Origin of the sequence: Halalkalibacter krulwichiae (genome assembly GCF_002109385.1) — a bacterium.
Classification (GTDB): domain Bacteria; phylum Bacillota; class Bacilli; order Bacillales; family Bacillaceae_D; genus Halalkalibacter; species Halalkalibacter krulwichiae.
In genome coordinates, this window is record NZ_CP020814.1 from 1499170 (window position 1) to 1518095 (window position 18926).

14 protein-coding genes and 1 pseudogene are annotated in these 18926 nt (G+C 38.5%); all 15 read left to right on the forward strand.

The features are described from left to right. Nucleotides 1-143: 143 nt before the first annotated feature. The 15 genes and pseudogenes from BkAM31D_RS07730 to BkAM31D_RS07795 all read left to right on the forward strand — a co-directional run bounded on the left by BkAM31D_RS07730 (nucleotide 144) and on the right by BkAM31D_RS07795 (nucleotide 18900). On the forward strand, nucleotides 144-1193 hold the full coding sequence (locus tag BkAM31D_RS07730) for an AbrB family transcriptional regulator (protein WP_235820373.1): 1050 nt from the start codon (nucleotides 144-146) through the stop codon (nucleotides 1191-1193). 563 nt (nucleotides 1194-1756) lie between these two features. Beyond that, a complete protein-coding gene (locus BkAM31D_RS07735; protein WP_066152315.1) occupies nucleotides 1757-2260 on the forward strand; it encodes a TRAP transporter small permease in 504 nt (167 codons plus the stop codon). Further along, nucleotides 2260-3564 carry a TRAP transporter large permease gene (locus BkAM31D_RS07740; protein ID WP_066152313.1) on the forward strand — a complete coding sequence of 435 codons (1305 nt, stop codon included), beginning with the start codon at nucleotides 2260-2262 and terminating at the stop codon, nucleotides 3562-3564. The genes BkAM31D_RS07735 and BkAM31D_RS07740 overlap by 1 nt, the downstream gene beginning before the upstream one ends. A 77-nt stretch (nucleotides 3565-3641) precedes the next feature. Further along, entirely contained in the window at nucleotides 3642-4718 is a 1077-nt protein-coding gene (locus BkAM31D_RS07745) for a TRAP transporter substrate-binding protein (RefSeq protein WP_066152310.1), read from the forward strand. A 224-nt stretch (nucleotides 4719-4942) separates the two neighbouring features. Continuing rightward, nucleotides 4943-8734, forward strand: a complete 3792-nt coding sequence (locus tag BkAM31D_RS07750; RefSeq protein WP_066152307.1) for a DEAD/DEAH box helicase — start codon at nucleotides 4943-4945, stop codon at nucleotides 8732-8734. Further along, nucleotides 8727-9479: a hypothetical protein gene (locus BkAM31D_RS07755; RefSeq protein ID WP_066152304.1), complete on the forward strand. Its 753-nt coding sequence runs from the start codon at nucleotides 8727-8729 to the stop codon at nucleotides 9477-9479. Before BkAM31D_RS07750 ends, BkAM31D_RS07755 begins: the two co-directional genes overlap by 8 nt. A gap of 370 nt (nucleotides 9480-9849) precedes the next feature. After that, nucleotides 9850-10941 carry a TRAP transporter substrate-binding protein gene (locus BkAM31D_RS07760; protein ID WP_066152301.1) on the forward strand — a complete coding sequence of 364 codons (1092 nt, stop codon included), beginning with the start codon at nucleotides 9850-9852 and terminating at the stop codon, nucleotides 10939-10941. A 96-nt stretch (nucleotides 10942-11037) separates the two neighbouring features. Next, the gene (locus BkAM31D_RS07765) at nucleotides 11038-11529 is read left to right on the forward strand and encodes a TRAP transporter small permease (RefSeq protein ID WP_066152298.1); all 492 of its coding nucleotides are present in this window, start codon (nucleotides 11038-11040) and stop codon (nucleotides 11527-11529) included. Then, complete coding sequence (locus BkAM31D_RS07770; RefSeq protein WP_066152295.1) at nucleotides 11530-12843, forward strand: TRAP transporter large permease; 1314 nt, start codon at nucleotides 11530-11532, stop codon at nucleotides 12841-12843. Between the two features lie 18 nt (nucleotides 12844-12861). After that, nucleotides 12862-14067: an MFS transporter gene (locus BkAM31D_RS07775; protein WP_066152292.1), complete on the forward strand. Its 1206-nt coding sequence runs from the start codon at nucleotides 12862-12864 to the stop codon at nucleotides 14065-14067. A gap of 23 nt (nucleotides 14068-14090) precedes the next feature. Next, nucleotides 14091-14231, forward strand: coding sequence for a hypothetical protein (locus BkAM31D_RS23500; RefSeq protein WP_157108280.1), 141 nt, complete (start codon nucleotides 14091-14093; stop codon nucleotides 14229-14231). 106 nt (nucleotides 14232-14337) lie between these two features. Then, entirely contained in the window at nucleotides 14338-15810 is a 1473-nt protein-coding gene (locus tag BkAM31D_RS07780; protein ID WP_066152289.1) for a sigma-54 interaction domain-containing protein, read from the forward strand. A gap of 168 nt (nucleotides 15811-15978) precedes the next feature. Further along, complete coding sequence (locus BkAM31D_RS07785; RefSeq protein ID WP_066152286.1) at nucleotides 15979-17118, forward strand: acyl-CoA dehydrogenase family protein; 1140 nt, start codon at nucleotides 15979-15981, stop codon at nucleotides 17116-17118. Between the two features lie 20 nt (nucleotides 17119-17138). Continuing rightward, nucleotides 17139-17908: pseudogene (locus BkAM31D_RS07790) on the forward strand (electron transfer flavoprotein subunit beta/FixA family protein). A gap of 14 nt (nucleotides 17909-17922) precedes the next feature. Then, nucleotides 17923-18900, forward strand: coding sequence for an electron transfer flavoprotein subunit alpha/FixB family protein (locus BkAM31D_RS07795; protein ID WP_066152280.1), 978 nt, complete (start codon nucleotides 17923-17925; stop codon nucleotides 18898-18900). The last annotated feature ends 26 nt before the right edge of the window (nucleotides 18901-18926 follow it).

The following is an 18926-nucleotide window of genomic DNA, read 5'->3' on the forward strand; positions in this document are numbered from 1 at the left end:
AGAATTTAAATGCTAGTAAAGGAAGATCTAGTAGGAAATATATTATGTCAAGGTGGCAAAGAGAATAAAACGGATTATCGGTAAACTTTAACTTAATGTAAGCTAGAATAATTCTTAGTGAGGGGGTGTTACTGTTGAAGGCGATGTTAGGAGTTTTAATTCTATCTTTAATTGGCGGTTTTATTTTTAGCCTGTTACGTATCCCTATCCCATGGATGCTCGGTCCAATCATTGTTGTTATGTTAGTCCAATTTTTTTATAAAGAGCCTTTAAAATGGCCCGGTTATTTAATAGATTTCGGTGTTGTCACGGTCGGTACCGTAATCGGTGTGCAATTTAACACCGATTTATTTGGGTTTATGGGCTCCATTTTATTTTATATGGTAATGGTAAACAGTATTTTGATTGGCGGTTCAATTGGTATCGCCTCTTTAACAAGTAAATGGGCAAAAGTTCCAATGAAAGCTGCGGTATTAGGCACGATCCCAGGTGGCTTAAGTCAAATTGTCATCTTTGCAGAAGAAGAAAAAGTAAAAGAAATTGGCGTTATATCTTATTTTCAGGTCATTCGTCTATTATTAGTTGTTGTGTTCGTACCATTTATCGTTGCTGGTCAAGTTATCAGTAAGCAGCCAACTGACGCGAAGCTATCGATTGGTTTACTTTTATTAATTGTACTTGCATGGGGATGTTCCCATTTAACGCAGCGCCTTCATTTGCCAGTTGCATTCTTTATCACCCCAATAATATTATTAATTACGTTGCAGCTAACAACACCAATCACAATGCCACAAGTACCTGCTTTTGTCATGAACGTCGCTCAGCTGTTAATCGGTGCCCATATCGGTTTAATGCTTAAACCGGATATGATTAAACTGCCAGTCCGCGTACTTGTAGGCGGCATTCTGAGCGCATTTGCACTGATTGTTCTAACCTTCGCCTCAAGCTTTCTCATGTCGTTTGCAATGGAAACAACATACGCTACAAGTTTCCTAAGTACAGCTCCCGGAGGTCTAGATCAAATGGTTTTATTAGCCGATGCAGTTCATGCAGATGCCTCGCTTGTTTCAATGTTTCAAACTTTTAGGCTTCTATTTATATTTATTTTAGTTATGCCTTTGATGAAATTATTTTACCGCTGGCAAAATAAAAATTACCGTCTACAAGAAGAGAGCAGAGTTGAAAAATGTTAATAAGTGAAGGTTTATATTAGGAAAGATCATTTAGAATCTATAGCTATAACTAAACGCTCTCCTGACGAATTATTATATCAGTAGAGCGTTTAAACGTTTTAAAGTATACTTAAATATAAAATTACATCTAAAATAACCGGTAAAAATATTCTGAATTTTGAGTAAAAATTATTTTTTTTATTATCTATTTTAATAAAAATGTACATTATATTAGGTTTTAAAAAATAGTAGAATTGGCTTTATAAACCAAATACATTAATCTCTTGAAAGGTGGGGTGTGGAACTTGGCAGAATGAAAGGGTAAAATAAGCAGCATCTTGTAAGATCTTAGTTTTTTCGGATGCCTTTAGTAATTATAATTATTACTCCTACATTCTTTTTTCTAGTTAACATCGTCAAAGTGTAAAATTGAACAGTTATTTTAAAGAGATAACGGTTGGTAGAATTGGGCTTATGTAATCTAGACTATTTTTAAAGAAAATTACTTATAAGTTTAAATGAAAGCGTTTTAATTCTTTTGTGGGGCTAACCAACAGTATTAAGAGTAAGGAGGATTTGCTTTTGTGATAAAAATAATCTCTTATTTACCTAAAATATCAAACAGCTTTGGGATGATTGCCATCTTTATTATGATCTTAGTAACAGTCGTCGGTGTTGTTGGCCGAATGATTGGTAAGCCTGTATTAGGAAACGTGGAATTGGTTCAGATTATGCTTCTTGTCTTAATTATGACGACATTATCTTATGCGCAATCAGAAGATAGACACATTAAGATAGGATTAATTGTTGATCGGTTACCGAAAAAAGCTCAGTTTTGTCTAGATATTTTTAATTATGTTGCCACGTTTCTATATTGTCTTATTGTTGCTTATGCATTTGTACTGGAAACAGATAGGGAAATGAATGTGACTATGAAAAGTACATTGGTCCTTGGTGTTCCTCTTTACATCCTAAAAATAGTCGTAGTTATTGGATTTGTTTTATGGGCCATTGAATCAATTAACCGTATTATACAGAGATATAAATCCTTTTCAAGAGATGAATATAACAAGGAGGTTAAAGGCTGATGCCAGAAGAATTTGTCGGGGTTATTGCACTTGTTCTTATGTTGGTTCTAACAATGATGAGAGTGCCAATCTTTTTATCATTAGCCATACCAGGTATACTAGGAGTTTTATATCTGAGAGATTGGAACGTAGTCGTTTCAGCGTTAACGACAAATATATGGGACTCTAGTTTTCAGTATACATTAAGTACCTTGCCGATGTTTATTTTAATGGGAGCGATGCTTCACGCCTCGGGTATAAGTACGGAGTTGTTTGCTGCATTCAGATCCTGGTTTGGTAGAGTAAAAGGAGGCTTAGGCATTTCAACTGTAGGTGCATCAGCCCTTTTCGCAGCGGCGTCCGGTTCAAGTGTGGCTAATACAGGTACGATTGGTATGATGGCTAGTAAAGAAATGATGAACGCGGGATACAGTAAAGTTTTAACAAGTGGTTCTATCATATCTGGAGGTACTTTAGGAATATTAATTCCCCCAAGTACATTTTTAATCGTTTATGGAACGTTAACGGATCAATCTATTGGTCAATTATTATTGGCAGGAATATTGCCTGGTATCTTACTGGCTGTAAGTTTTGCGGTAACTATATATCTAACGGTTGTCATAAATCCCAAATTAGCACCAGCAACTGAGGGTGGTTCATGGCATGAGCGCTTAGTTGCACTCAAGAGCACAGGATGGATCCTTTTAATGTTTATGATTGTTATTGGCGGTATGTTTTTTGGTTTATTTGGACCAACAGAAGCAGCAGGAATCGGCGCTTTTACAGCTATTATTTTGACAGTAATAAAAGGGAAATTCACATGGAAAGTTTTATTAAACTCTGTACATAGTACAGCGCTTACAACTGGATATATATTTGCAATTGTACTAGCGGCTTTCTTATTTAAGTATCTCTTGATTATATCCAAATTACCGTTAATGATATCTTCGCAATTAACAGAAATGAATGTTCCTAACTGGGTGTTATTCTTAGCTATAGTCCTTATGTATTTTGCATTAGGTGCTGTTATGGACACGATGGGGATGATTATGGTGACAATACCAGTTGTGATACCGATTATTCAATATATGGGACTAGACCTAATTTGGTTTGGAATCGTGGTTTGTTTACTAGTTGAGCTGGCTATGATTTCGCCGCCACAAGGTGTTAACTGTTTTATCCTCGACTCAGTATCACCAGAACTAGGATTAAAGAATATTTGGTTAGGTAGTTTAATATTTATGATTCCAATATTTTTTGTCATTGCTTTGTTATATGTTTTCCCTGAAATTGCTTTATTCATACCGAATAGAATGCTAGGTTAGCTTTGTTTCTATGATGAAAGTAATAAGAGAAAGTCTATTTATAATAAAATTTCAGATGATAATGGGGGAAAATGATTATGCTGAAAAAAAGTGGTAGTAAAGGTCGTCTATTATGTTTCATGGTGATTGCAATCGTATCTGTTATTATGACAGCTTGTTCATCCGGTGAATCAAGCGGTACAGCAGAAGAGGGGAGGGCGAACCAAGAAGTTTATCAATTTGAATTTAACAACGTATCTTCTAGTTTGTCTTCAACAACTAAAGACGTTATCCTTCCTTGGGTGGAAATGGTTGAAGAGAAAACTGATGGAAGAGTAAAAATCAATGTGCACCACGGTGGGGCTTTGGGAAAAATTGGTACGGTTTATCAAGACGTGAGTAATGGTGTCTATGATATGGCAACTATGTACTCACAGTCAGTTGAAGAAACAGAAAATCATCTAATAACAGTTGGTGATTTACCGTTTATTGCGACGAATGATATCGAAATTGACTCGAAAGTTATGACAGAGTTTTACAATCGTCACAAGGATGAAGTGCTGAATGGTGTTGAAGTAATGGGGGTAACGACAGGCGGACTTACAAATATGCTCAGCTCAAAACCGATTGAAACGATTGAAGATTTCAAAGGACTTACGATTCGTGCAGGAGCAGATTCAGAATCTGCGATCTATTTTGACTGGGGAATGACACCAGTTGAAGTTGCCCCTGAAGAAAGGTACGATGCTCTTCAAAGAGGGATTATTACTGCGATGGGAACAGCAAAATCAGTCGCGGTGGATTCGCGTTATTATGAAGTAGTCGATTATTATTATGAATTACCATACAAAACAATGCACGTCTTTGCGATTGTCAATGAGAATAGATTCCAAAGTTTACCAGAAGACTTACAGCAACTGTTTAGAGAAGAGTTATTCCCTGCCTATCAAGAATTGAAAGTGAGAGAGACGATTATACAAGAAGATGTTTATCTGGAACAACTAAAGGATGAGATAAATGTTTCTGTATTTCCAGAGGAAGAGCTTGAAAAACTTAAAGATATTACAACATCATCGGAAGCTGCATGGATTGATAATGCAAATAAAAGAGGGTTGGACGGGGAAGGATTATTAGAAGAATATAGAGAGATCCAAAAAGAGTTGGCTGCACAGTAATGTAACATTCATTATTTTCATTCAACCCCTCTTCTTTTGCGAAGGGGGGTTTTATCATTCTCTTAGAAAAAGATATATAGTTCTTAAATGTTTCTCAGATGAGATAAAACAGTAAAGATTCACCAATAATCTCTTTCTTGCTAAAATCTATCCTCATTATGCTATAATTTCAGAGGGATAAAAGTCAGTTATATTTTTAGGTTGTAATTTGAAGCAGGTGACATATGTTGATGAAATATAGGACGCCATATCGTTTTCCAGTCACTTTGACGAATAAGGCAAAGGACAAGATGCGGGAGCTCAGTCTTAATGAGCGCTCGTTTTTTTCGTTGGAAAAGTCGTTTCATATCTATATAGAAAAGTATCCGCAAGAAGCTGGTCGCCCTCTTTCTGTTGCCTTGTTCTTTGATCATGAGACCAATGCAAACTTAGCTGCTAAGTACAAAGAATGTATCTTTGTCCTTCACTGTGTCGTTGAACAGGACCGCTTCATCGCGACAAATGTATCGACGAGATCGCGACAGACACCGGTCTCAAGCAATTGGCGACGAGCTGTTATGCTTGAGTTTGATTTGAACGTGCACAATAGAGAGCGTGTTTCGTTTGATTTGCTCCGAATACTTGATGAGATGCCTGTGGCTCAGGAAAGCTCGATGTATGTGAAGAAGCGAATAGCGAGTTGGGAAGGGTATTTAAAAATTCAAGAAAGATCTGCAGATATTCCGGATATGACTTCACGTTATTCAGGGCTGATCTTTAATGGTGATTTCAGTCGAGTAACGATCAAGGGGATTGAGCTTGGTGAAAAGGAATGGAAGTCACTTAAAGACTTGAGTGTTAAACTCAAAGGAATTGATCAAGACATTGGAAAAGTGTTAAAGGCAAATTGCTCCGCTCGTACAGTTGAAGTTGAATTGCATGGCTATATTGAGGGACGAGCTCGTAAAGGGCGGCTTGATGTACATCCGAAGGAAGTCGTTTTTAGCAATTTTGCAACATTGAGTCAGGTGAAAAGACTAAGGCAAGGGTTTAAGCATTTAGAAAACGGCTTAGCTGTGAATTCAGATCTTGAGCGTCTTCTATTTGAAAATAAACCACCGGTCAAGCCAGTAACAAAACAAGCGAAGTTGAAATTTCACAATCGTCTTAATGAGTTTCAACAAGAAGCCGTTAGCGGTGCGATGTCGGCTGAAGATTTATACGTCATTCAAGGGCCGCCTGGAACAGGGAAAACGACCGTTATTTCAGAAATTTGTTTCCAAAATGCAAAAGCAGGTTTACGGACGTTAGTAGCCTCACAGTCCAACTTGGCTGTTGATAATGCACTTAGCAGGTTGCTCGCGAATAAAGACATTCGTATCCTTCGAGTTGGGCGAACGGAAAGTATTGAGGAAGAAGGTAAAAAGTTCATAGAAGAAAATGTTGGTCAATACTGGAAAGACCATACGTTACATGAAGTCTCTACTCAATTTAAAAATCGGCAAAATCGAGAAAAAGAGATTGAAATAGAATTGGCTGAAAATGAACGAGAACAAGAAGCGGTGGAAGTTAACCTTAAACGTGTCAAAGCAGAACTAGAAGCAAAGCAAGATGCACAACACCAATTTAACGAAATCAAGGCGCAGCTTGATGAACATAAGAAAAACGTGGAAGTAGCTGAGCAAGAGAGACAAGCCGTTGAGAAACAGAAAGAGCAAATAAATAAATCTCTGCAAACTTTGAATTCGCAGATTGAAGAAGACGATGCCTTTCTTCTAAATCAACCTGATAGCATTCAGATTGTCATAGAGCAAGAAGAAAACGAACATCTGATTGAGCAATTAAAACAAAGCATTGCCAGTGAAGAGCTTGCCGAAAGGATAAACGAGAAAAAGAAAACGGTCGAACAAATCGTTGTTGAGCATGGAAAGTGGTCTGAGGCAGTCAAACAAATGAATGGTTTCATAGACAAAGTAAAAGCCATTAAACAAGTGGATGGATTAAAGTGGTTCTTGCTGGAGCAAAACATTACGCGAAATCCTAGGATGCACGAATACATGAAAGAGATTGAAAGGATTCGTGCAGAAGTCAATCAACTTGAAAAATTAAAATCTTATCATGACAAACTTACCCGTGCGATTACTTATGTCGAACAACTACTAACACAGCATTCAACCAAGTTGAATCAATTGCAGCAACGAGCGATCACCAATTCTAAAGCTTATACAGCTTCAGAAATTGATTATTATTTAGATGAATTGAGAAATCGTTTAAAAGAAACATCCGCAATCCTCCCGCAAATGCTCATGAACGCACTTGAAGGCTTATATAGTAGAAGACATTTTATTAGGATAAAGGCGAAACGATTAAAGCCTTTTGAATCGTACAAACAAATGGCCCAAGAATCCTTTCATTTTCTGAAACAAGAAGTGGTAGAGGAATTAGAACAAAACCAGCGTGACAATAAGTTACTCTTTCAGCAGTCAATGAAAGAGGTAGAAGAGGAAAACGAAAAGCTTGAATCTCTCCAAAATGAGTATCAACAAAAGTACGGGTCATTTGAACCCATTTCAAACGCGAAAGAACGACTTCGAGAAATAGAGGCAAAGAGATCTGAATTACAGAAGCTGAAAGATCAGATAGAACAAGCCAATTCTAGAGTAGAAGAAAATCGAGAAAGACGAAACAAGGACACTGTTCAGCTTGAGGAAGTGAAACAACAATTTGTTCAACTTGAAGCACGGTTGATTGAATTAAATGAGTTGATTGCTAGAAGGCAAGCAGAACAAGAGTCTTTGACAAAGTGGTTAGAAACAGAACCAGAACAAGAACACGAAAAAGTTCTAACGAAAATGGCAAGCCTTTCTCTAAAGCGAGATTCATTAATAGCGGAAAAGAAAAGATTTCCGCTATTTCAATCCATTCAGGGAAAATGGCTGTCCTTGCTGGAAGAAGCTGGTGATCATGACTTAGAAGAAATTCGAAAACTATATGTGAAGCATGCTAACGTGATTGGTACGACGTGTGTCGCATCGGCCCGAAAAGATTTTATTGAAAGTTATCCGGAATTTGATGTTGTAATCATTGACGAAGTATCAAAAGCGACACCGCCAGAACTGTTATTGCCTATGTTAAAAGGGAAAAAGATCATCTTAGTAGGCGATCATCACCAGCTTCCTCCCCTTATCGGGAATGACACGCTTGAAGAAACGCTTCAAGAGTTGGCAGATGGAAGTGATGACTTTGAAGGAAAAGAAGAATTAAACAAATTATTAAAGGAATCGCTTTTTGAACGGTTATTTAAAAACTTGCCGAAAAGCAATAAAACGATGTTAGCGATCCAATACCGGATGCATGAAAATATTATGGAGACGATCACTCCATTTTATGAGCAGGAAAACGAACGACTTCAATGTGGCTTGTTGGATTCAGATTCCGATCGCGACCACTTGTTACAATCTCAACTGATTAAGCGTGAGAACCATTTAATTTGGTTTGATATGCCGAATACTCCTTCATATTTTGAAGAAAGAATGAAGGGTGGAAAGAGCTTATACAATCCAGCAGAATTAAAGAATATTGCCGATCTTTTAATTCAATTAAATGATGCGACGGCTGAGGCGAAACAAGCTGGAAGAATGAAAGCCAATGAGCTTAAAAGTGTTGGAGTTATTAGCTTCTATGGAGAACAGGTGAAGAGAATTGACCGCCTCATTGAGCAAGAGCTTAGGTTAGAGCATTTGACGATTCGAACGGGAACCGTCGATCGTTTTCAAGGGATGGAAATGGATGTTATCTTATTAAGTATGGTAAGAAACCATGATAATAGACAAGATGATATAGGTTTTGCAAAAGATTATCGTCGTCTCAATGTTGCTTTATCAAGGGCGAGGGAGCTCCTCATTTTAATTGGAAGCACAAAAATGTTCACAGAGCGAACGAAACAGGCTCACGCAAGAAAGATGTACCAGCATGTATTAGACGTGGCGAAAAAGCAAAATGGGTTACGAACACTTGAAGAGGTGGCAAATGGATAACTTAACAAAACGTTTGCAGGCTAATGTACTTGAAAATCCAGCAATTGAAATGAAAGAAACTCTAATTTGGCGATTGCCAGTTGTACCGCTGGATGTTGAATTCAAACGGGTAAAACGGTTGAAAATGGATATTCTCATGAAAATGATTTTGTTGGCTGTTTTTGAAGCAGACATCCGTCGAGCTGCCAATTTAGCAGAGCTACTATTAGTAGAAGAGCTATTTATTGCCGATTTATTGGAAAAAATGGAGCGTACAGGCTTAATCAGATTAGAAAAAGGAATCTATCAACGTACTGCAAAAGGGGACGAGCAGCTTAAGGCTGGCATCGTTGAGGAAGAATTGGAAGATGAGTCGATTGACCTTTCTTACACCCCAGACAAAGATGAAATTTGGTTCGAGCAAGAGGGGACATTCACTGAGGGGAATGAAGAGTATCCGCTTTATCGATATGCAAAAGCAACTCCGGAATTTACTGACAAAGACCGTTTGTTACAGGTGGTTTCCGAGTGTAAAAATGAATTAGATGAAAATGGGCTGCAAATCGTAGTAGCAGATGTGTTGCAGGTCAACCAACGTGAAACCTACTATGTTCCTTGTATCGAATTTCAATTATATAACAAGGAGCAGGACATCTTTTACGCCCGTGTCTGGAACTCGTTGCTTGAGCGGTGGGATGAGACGCTAGAAAAACAGATTGAAGAGAAAGAGCTCATGGAATGGCGGAGAAAGTGGAAGATAGACTAGTTTAATTGTAGAACATAAGAATCAAGACGGAAAAGGCAATGGGTGAAAAAGTCCATTGCTTTTTTTAACGTGAAACTAGTTGGTTGGTTTATAGTCAGAGTCTATTTACCTACACCATAATTGAATAGATAGACTGAAATTCGTTCATCGTGTAGGTGATGCAACTTTCAGATAATTTGTATAATGAAAATTGTAAATCAATAAGGGAACAAACGAAGCTAGTCAATAAGCAATAAATAGAAAGCGTTTACATTTAGGCGAGGCCTTTTGAATGATGTGAGGGGGTGAAAGAAACAAAATCTGATTGGAAATGGATTTAACTCGTTTTCGACTAATTTCGCGTGAACAAAAAGATAGGGAGGTCAACAATATGCAAGTAAAAAATAAGTCTTTCTTTATCGTTTTTCTTATGATTGGATTCGCTTTTATTATGGCAGGGTGCGGAGGTCAGAGCTCGGAAAATACGAGTGCGACAACCGATGATAATGAAGCAATTGAAACAATGGATCCAGTAACATTAAGTTTTGCTGATTTCTTTCCAGCTCCTCACCCAGCTCAAGAACAATTGTTTTCAGGGTGGGCTGAGGCGATAGAAGAAGCAACCGACGGGTTAGTGAAAGTGGATCTTTATCCGGCTGGATCATTACTAGGAAGTGGCGATATTTATCCAGGTGTTGAGTCGGGAATTGCTGATATTGGTCATGATGTGTCTGGGTACAATGCAGGAAGGTTGCCGATCTTAAATGCAATGTATTTAGGAGGCGTTGAATATCAAAATGTTGCGGTTTCTAGTTATGTGGCACGTGATCTAGTAGCAGAGCTAAACCCTGAAGAGTTACAAGATACTGAATTAATGTTTATTTATGGGATTGCACCTGGATTATTAATGACGAATAAACCAGTTGAAAGTTTAGAAGATCTTAAAGGTATGCAAATTCGAGCAAGTGGTACAAATGTTGAAACGCTAGAAATGCTAGGAGCAACACCTGTGGCAATGCCAGTCAGCGAAGCTTATGAGGCAATGTCAAGAGGGGTTGTAGATGGAAGTTTACTGCCTCCTGATACACTTCAAGGCTTTAATTTGGCAGAAGTAACCAATTATGTTACACATTCTAGTTTAATTTATAACACGGTACACTATGTAACAATGAATAAAGACGTATGGAACTCTTTCCCACCTCACATTCAAGAAGCGATTCAAGAGGTAAATGAGCAGACTTTCGAAGAAGCTGTTGATCTATTTACAAGTTTAGTTGATGGTGGTTTACAGTATGCCATTGAGGAACATGGAGTAGAGGAAATTCATTTATCAGAAGAAGAGGAAGAGCGTTGGAAGGAAGCTCTTTCACCATTAATTGAGCGTCACGTTGAAGAGTTAGATAGTGCGGGTCTTAATGGGCAAGAAATTATGGACAAAATCGTTGAGTTAACTGAGAAATATAATGCTGAGTTAGGGGAGTAATCAACTAGCTTGAAAAAACATGCATCACACCTTTATGAAAGAAAGCGTGAAGGTGTGATGGCAAGTATGTTTTGAATTTAAGGGAGGATTGACAAGGTGATTAAGGGATATATCAACATCGTCAATAAAGCGAGTAAAGGTTTAGAAAATATTGCTGCTATCATTTTTTTTCTTACTGCAATGCTAATCATTGTCAACGTTATCTCGAGAAGAGCTTTTAATACTCCTGTAACAGGAACCGTTGATTTAGTCCTCTTTTTCACCACTGCAGTCATTGCCCTATCGATTGGCTACTGTGCTGTAAGAGATGGACATATAGCCATCAGTATCTTTATTGAAAAATTTCCTAAACGTGTTCAAAAAGTAATTGATGTCATAATTGGAAGTATTTCGGCTCTTTTTCTATTTCTTGTTGCATGGCACATGGTAGTATATGCGATTGCAATGCGCTCTTCTGGGGAAGTCTCACTTACGATTAAGTGGTCACATTTTCCGTTTGTTATGTTACTGGCTACTGGTTTTGGCATGCTAGCGCTTGTAGTAGTTGGCAAGATTTTATCTTTATTCATAAAAGAAGGTGAACAATAAATGACCCCCATTATAATTGGATTTATTTGTATTGCAATCTTTTTTCTATTTTTGGTGTTACGCATGCCTGTTTCCTATGCAATGTTAATTTCTGGTCTTATCGGGATAAGCTTCATCAATTCAACATCGGTAGCGTTAAGAGTTGCAGCGACTGAAATCTATTCGAGTTTCTCGACGTATACATTGAGTGCCATTCCTATGTTTATTTGGATGGGGTTTCTAGCTTTGTATGCCGGCATAGGAGCTAAATTGTTTGATTTTGCCCATAAAATGGTTGGACATTTACCTGGTGGGTTGGCGATTGCTGCCCAAGGGGCAGCTGGTCTTTTCGGTGCTATTTCTGGTTCGAACACGGCAACGGCTGCTACAATTGGATCGATTGCAGTACCAGAAATGAGAAAGCATGGTTACAATGATTCACTTTCAACAGCGAGTGTTGCTGCAGGTGGGATTTTAGGTGTATTAATTCCTCCAAGTACACTTTTCATTATTTATGGAATTGCTGCTGAACAATCAATTGGTTTGCTCTTTTTAGCTGGTATTATTCCAGGTATTATCTTGATGTTTTTCTTCATGGTCATCATCTATATCGTCACCATGAGAAATCCTGAGCTTGCTCCACGTGGAGAAAAATCAACTTGGAATGAACGTTTACAATCGCTTAAAGGAGGGCTTTGGGAAGTCGGTGTCATCTTTGCTCTTTCGATGGGAGGATTATTTGCGGGATGGTTTACACCAACGGAAGCAGGAGCGGTTGGAGCAGGGGGGGTGTTAGTCTTAACCCTTCTAACTAGGAAATTAACTTGGGAAGGTCTTAAAAATTCACTATTTGATACATTGCGTACGACAGCGATGATCATGTTATTAATTGGTTCGGCAGTTGTTTTCGGGAGGCTGATTGCGCTTAGTCGAATCCCGTTTGAACTAGGGGGTTGGGTAGAAAGCTTAGTATTACCTTCATTTGCCATTATGGCTTTGATCTTGCTCATTTACTTAATTTTAGGCTTTTTCATGGATGCGTTAGCATTAATATTATTAACGATCCCAATCTTTTATCCAGTAGTTGTTAACACATTAGGATACGATCCGATATGGTTTGGTGTCATTATCGTCCTTGTAGCGGCGATGGGCGTTATTACACCACCAGTAGGTGTGAATGTCTTCATTATTAAAGGGGTCGTGAAAGATGTAACTGTTGAGGAGATATTCCGGGGCATTTGGCCGTTTTTGTTTATGATTATCCTGTTAATTGCTTTACTGATGGTCGTTCCAGAGATTGCGACATTCTTACCATATCTTGATTTCTTTAATTAGTTGAATGAAGGTGGATGCATGTCTAAAGGTGAGAGTTTATGGACAAAAGGCTTTATTATCGTTACGATTAGTAGTTTTCTATTATTTCTCAATATGCAAATGCTGATTGTAACAACTCCTGTCTATTTAAGAGAACATTTTCAGGCAAGTGATCTGATGGTCGGGCTCGTTACGAGCCTTTTTGCTATCGCTGCTATAGTGGCTAGAATGTATGTAGGAAGACCCTCTCAAATGAATAAAATGAGAGGTCTTCTTTTTATAGGTTTATGTATTGCTTTACTGGCTACGATAGGTGTTTATTGGAGTTACGCAGTTATCGGAATATTATTATTACGAATGCTCTACGGTGTTGGTTTCGGTGTTGCTAGTACGACATTACCGACAATGGCTTCAAACCTAATTCCTGTCAAGAAAATGGGGGAGGGGATGGGGTATTTTGGTTTTTCCAACACGTTAGCTTTAATGATAGGACCAATGTTTGGATTGCTTTTGCTAACCACTTATAATATGGGGACGCTGCTAGTAGCTGCATCTACTATCCTTGTTATTATATTTCCCTTAATGTTTGTGTTGAATCGTGCGCCCTCACAAAGGGTTCATAATCGAACAATAGAACCTCCGGGTAGAGAAGTGAAGAATCCATTTTTCTTACCGAAACTTCTCGTTCCAAGTATCCTAAATGTATTGATGTATTCGACGTACAGTGGATTAATTAGTTATCTAATATTTTTCGGCCAAGAACGAAATATTCAAGGAATTGGCAGCTTTTTTTTATTTGCGTCATTAGCTATTTTACTGATTAGGTCATTTGCAGGAAAGGTTTATGACAAAAAAGGACCAGTTGCCGTACTTGTCCCTGGTGCGTTATTGATGATGATCGGTTTAATCATCCTTTCCTTTTCAACAAACCTCACTGTTGTCATACTATCTGCTTTTGTGTATGGCAGTGGGTACGGGATTCTCCAACCATCTATTCAGGCATGGATGATCAATTATGTATCAAAGGAGGAACGTGGGCTTGCAAATGGAATGTTTTTTAATTCTTTGGACTTAGGTGTTGTATCAGGAGCGATCATACTTGGAGTTGTTGCCTCTTCTTTCGGGTATGTCGCTATGTATCAAATATCCGCTACTTTCATGTTTGTATTTCTTGTCATATTTGGCATATCGATCTTCTTAGAGCGTCGTCGCGCTAAAGTGACAAAGACTAGAGAAATTGTCTAAATGTAAGATACAGAGAGGAAGATATGGAATTAACTTTAAAGATCATTGAAGAATGGGGGAATTTCCCTCCTTTTTCAGTGATCTCTTCTTTGTTTGCGCTTTTCTTACTGCATCAGTTGAATTTTTTGATTACAATGAAAATAGATAGAATGTTTGATTCATAGGAGAGATGCAGATGTATATTCGAGTAGTAGAAGGTTTTCATGCAGCTACCAATTGTTTGATTTTAAATCAAAAGGATCAATTGACTGAACGGATAGGCGGTTTAGGATGAGAGATTTCTATCAAAACTTTTTGAATAAGGAAAAATTGTATGAGACGTTTTATGATGAAAAGGAACAGAGATTATCGTTTGCTAAATTAATAGATTATCTCAATTACTCATACGACGGGTTACTATTAAGTGATACTGATGGACGAATTTTTTACGTAAATGAAGCTGTAGAGCGAATTTCTGGTGTGAAAAATCAAGAAATGCTTGGATTAACACCCGAAGAAATGCAAGAGCGAGGATTTATCGTTAGTCAATCGAAAAAGGTCTTAAAGAAAAATCCCCTAACGATTGTTCAAAAGTTAAAAACAGGAAAAGAAATATTCACAACGAGTCGACCGATTAAAGACGAAAAGGGAGAGACGGTTTGTTATATAGCGACGTTTCGAGACATTAGTGAATTGAATGAGCTTCATCAAGAACACACCTTTCAGCGTGATATAGATTACCAAGAGTTACAAGAACTGCGGTCTCGGTTTTTGATGATGGATGATATCGTTTCAACAAGTGCACAAATGAGGACGATCATTGAAAAATCGATTAAAGTTGCTCAATCAGATGCGACTGTGTTAATTCACGGAGAGTCTGGAGTTGGAAAGGAGTTAATTGCGAAAACGATTCACAATTCAAGTAGTCGATCCAAGAAACCTTATATTCAGATTAACTGCGGCGCCATCCCTGAGTCATTGATTGAAGCTGAGTTATTTGGTTATGAGAAAGGGGCTTTTACAGGGGCGGATCGTCCGAAAGCTGGTTTGTTGGAAGCTGGTAATGAAGGAACAGTGTTGTTAGATGAGATAGGAGATCTTCCTTTAAATGTTCAGGTAAAGTTGCTACGTGTCATTCAAACAGGAGATTTTTACCGGGTTGGTTCGACGACTCCTCGTCAATTAAAGGTTAGGTTCGTCGCAGCCACGCATAGGGATTTAAAAGAAATGGTGCGACAAGGAACTTTTCGAGAAGATTTATTTTATCGCCTTAATGTTGTTCCAATTGAAATTCCGCCATTGCGTGAGCGGAAAGAGGAAATCGTTCCACTGGCGTTTCATTTTCTGAAGAAAAATAATGAAAAATACCAAACGAATAAGAAACTAGATGAAGCTACGTGTAGACTACTAGAACACTATTCTTGGCCAGGGAATATTCGGCAACTGGAGAATATGATAGAAAGAATGGTCATTATGTCAGATGAGGATACGATTAAACCATGCGTCATTCCGGACGAAGTATTAGAACATCGTAAAAACGAAGGCGATCTTCCCGAACCTTCCATTTTAATGAACGAAACTGAAATTATCCCACTAGCTGAGTTACGAGAACGAACGGAGAAGAAAATGATTGCAAGAGCATTGGAGCGATATGGAAGCATTCGACAAGCGGCCAAACATCTAGGAGTCAACCACTCAACAATTGTGCGGAAGATGCAAAAGTATGGAATTGAATCAAAATCTACTAGTGAACACGGTGTGTAAATGCACCGTGTTTTATTTTTGCACCGTTGTTAGGTGTTAAAATGCACCGAATTTACTATACTGCTCCATAAAGGTCAGGTAAATAAGGATTTTCAGCTTCGAAAAAAGTTGGCACGCATTTTGCAGTATTAAAAGTAAATTGACTAAAACATGGTTGGAGGAATTCATATGGATTTCAAATTAAATGATGAACAATTAGCGATACAGGCAATGACAAGGGACTTTGTTAATAACGAAATTATTCCAGTCGCAAGAGAATTTGATGAAGCTGAAACATTTCCAACTCAAGTGATGGATAAATTAAGAGATTATGGACTTTTCAACCTATCGATCCCAGAGCAGTATGGAGGGCCTGGAGTTGATAAAATCTCACAAGCAATCATCGTTGAAGAAATCGCTAGAGGATGTGCAGGAATCGCTACCTCGGCTGAGGCGAATTCTCTCTCGTCTTATCCAATTCTAGTTGGAGCAAGTGAAGAGGTGAAAAAGAAGTATTTAAATCGCCTCACTGAAGAAAGACAATACGCCTCTTTTGCTTTAACAGAGCCACAAGCAGGCAGTGATGTGATGGGAATGTCGACAAATGTAGAGAAGGTCGGAGACGAATACATCTTAAATGGGGAAAAGTGTTTTATAACAAATGCTAGTTATGCTCACTTTTTCGTTGTGTTAGCAAAACTAAAAGGCGAGCAAAGCTCAAAATCATTCGTAGCATTAGTGGTCGAACGTGAATCTGAAGGGGTTTTGGTTGGTCCAAAAGAAAAGAAGATGGGATTAAGGGCATCTGATACTGCATCGGTTACGTTTAATGATGTACGAGTTCCTATTTCGAATCGAATTGGGGATGAAGGAGAAGGGTTTAAAATTTTTATGAAAGCACTTGCTTACGCCAGACCTATGGTAGGAGCACAATCGCTTGGTGTAGCACAAGGAGCTTATGAAGAAGCGCTAGCGTATTCAAAAGAAAGGAAACAATTCCGTCAACCGATCTCAAACTTCCAAGCGATTCAATTTATGCTAGCAGATATGGCGATGAATATCGAAGCATCACGATTGCTCGTACATAAATCTGCTTATTTGCTCCAAGAAGGAACACCGTCAACTCTCGCTGCTTCTTTTGGTAAATGTTTCGCGGCTGATACAGCAATGAAAGTCGCAACGGATGCAGTGCAAATTTTTGGAGGATACGGATATATTCGCGAATATGCTGTTGAAAAACATTTCCGCGATGCTAAAATTATGCAAATCTATGAAGGAACAAACCAAATTCAACGTGTCGTAATAGCGAAAGAAATTTTACAAGATTAATATATTGGAGGAGATTATAGATGAACATTTTTGTAATAATGAAACGTACTTTCGATACAGAAGAGAAAATTGCCATTAAAGCAGGTCAAGTCGATGATAGTGGTGCTGAATTTATTATTAATCCATACGATGAATACGCAATTGAGGAAGCGATTGTGCTGCGTGATCAACATTGTGGTGAAGTGACGGTTGTGACGGTTGGAACAGAAGAAACGGAGAAAGAACTTCGCACAGCTCTTGCGATGGGAGCCGATAAAGCTATTTTAATTGATTGTGAAGAGGTTGAATCAATGGATCAATTTTCCACTGCTACCTTACTGGCAACTTATTTAAAAGATCAAGAGGTTGATATTATTCTAGGCGGAAATGTTGCGGTCGATGGTGGTTCGGGTCAGGTAGGGCCTCGCGTAGCGGAACTTCTAGGAATTGCTCAAGTAACGACGATTACGAAGATTTCAATAGATGGAAACCAAGCGATCATCGTTAGAGATGTTGAGGGGATGAAGAAACGATAGAAGTAACTTTGCCTGTACTTGTAACTGCTCAACAAGGACTAAATGAACCTCGTTATCCGTCGCTGCCAGGAATTATGAAAGCGAAGAAGAAACCACTAGAAACATTAGATTTAGATGATCTCGATTTGGAGGAAGAAGACGTAGAGGGGAAAACGAAGACTGTTGAAGTGTTTCTCCCAGCAGAAAAACAAGCTGGGAAAATACTTGAAGGTGAGATAAATGCACAAGTACAAGAGCTCGTATCTTTATTAAAAACGGAAGCGAAAGTTATTTAATTGGAGGGATATACATGACTAAAAAAGTATTAGTAATGGCTGAAATTCGTGATGGTGAGCTTCGGAATGTTTCTTTTGAAGCTGTAGCTTGTGCTAAATTGATTGCAAATGGTGGAGAAGTAGTTGCCGCTTTATTAGGAGACTCGGTGGGTGAGATGGCAAACACGTTAATTCAATATGGTGCAGATCGAATTGTTAAAGTAGAGCACCCTGATTTAAAAGGATACACAACAGATGCTTATCAACAAGCGATTTTACAAGTGATGGATGTGGAACAACCGGAAAGCTTGGTGATGGGGCACACGGCAATTGGGAAGGATGTAACTCCTAGAATTGCCGCAAAGTTAAGCGCAGGCTTAGTATCTGATGTTGTAAATGTTGAGCTTGAAGGTGGCGAACCTGTTTTTACGCGACCGATCTATTCGGGTAAAGCTTTTGAGAAGAAGCAAGTGGAAGAGGGATTGATTCTTGTTACGATTCGTCCAAACAATATTATCCCGTTAGAAAGAGTTGAGAGTCTAACAGGAGAAATAGATAGTGTACAGGTAGAGATTAAAGATCTTCGCACGGTCATCAAAGATGTTGTGAAAAAAGCCACAGGAGGAGTTGATCTTGCGGAGGCAAAGGTAGTCGTAGCTGGTGGTCGTGGAGTAAAGAGTGCGGAAGGTTTCAAGCAACTTGAAGAGCTTGCACAGTTGTTAAATGCCGCAGTTGGTGCATCCCGCGGTGCTTGCGATGCGGATTACTGTAATTATTCTTTGCAAATTGGTCAAACTGGGAAAGTTGTTACTCCAGATCTGTACTTTGCCTTTGGGATTTCTGGAGCGATTCAGCACTTAGCGGGAATGTCTAATTCAAAAGTAATTGTAGCTGTCAACAAAGATCCAGAAGCACCAATCTTTGAAGTGGCTGATTACGGAATTGTCGGAGATTTATTTGAAGTCGTGCCACTGTTACTAGAAGAATTAAAGGGTGCTTATGTCAATGGCTAATGCGTTATAAATCATAGATAGGCGAG

Bases quoted from the DNA above. Each gene is read 5' to 3' on its own strand.
- BkAM31D_RS07730 (WP_235820373.1), top strand. From the start codon at position 144: ATGTTAGGAGTTTTAATTCTATCTTTAATTGGCGGTTTTATTTTTAGC.
- BkAM31D_RS07740 (WP_066152313.1), top strand. From the start codon at position 2,260: ATGCCAGAAGAATTTGTCGGGGTTATTGCACTTGTTCTTATGTTGGTT.
- BkAM31D_RS07745 (WP_066152310.1), top strand. From the start codon at position 3,642: ATGCTGAAAAAAAGTGGTAGTAAAGGTCGTCTATTATGTTTCATGGTG.
- BkAM31D_RS07750 (WP_066152307.1), top strand. From the start codon at position 4,943: ATGTTGATGAAATATAGGACGCCATATCGTTTTCCAGTCACTTTGACG.
- BkAM31D_RS07755 (WP_066152304.1), top strand. From the start codon at position 8,727: ATGGATAACTTAACAAAACGTTTGCAGGCTAATGTACTTGAAAATCCA.
- BkAM31D_RS07760 (WP_066152301.1), top strand. From the start codon at position 9,850: ATGCAAGTAAAAAATAAGTCTTTCTTTATCGTTTTTCTTATGATTGGA.
- BkAM31D_RS07770 (WP_066152295.1), top strand. From the start codon at position 11,530: ATGACCCCCATTATAATTGGATTTATTTGTATTGCAATCTTTTTTCTA.
- BkAM31D_RS07775 (WP_066152292.1), top strand. From the start codon at position 12,862: ATGTCTAAAGGTGAGAGTTTATGGACAAAAGGCTTTATTATCGTTACG.
- BkAM31D_RS23500 (WP_157108280.1), top strand. From the start codon at position 14,091: ATGGAATTAACTTTAAAGATCATTGAAGAATGGGGGAATTTCCCTCCT.
- BkAM31D_RS07780 (WP_066152289.1), top strand. From the start codon at position 14,338: ATGAGAGATTTCTATCAAAACTTTTTGAATAAGGAAAAATTGTATGAG.
- BkAM31D_RS07785 (WP_066152286.1), top strand. From the start codon at position 15,979: ATGGATTTCAAATTAAATGATGAACAATTAGCGATACAGGCAATGACA.
- BkAM31D_RS07795 (WP_066152280.1), top strand. From the start codon at position 17,923: ATGACTAAAAAAGTATTAGTAATGGCTGAAATTCGTGATGGTGAGCTT.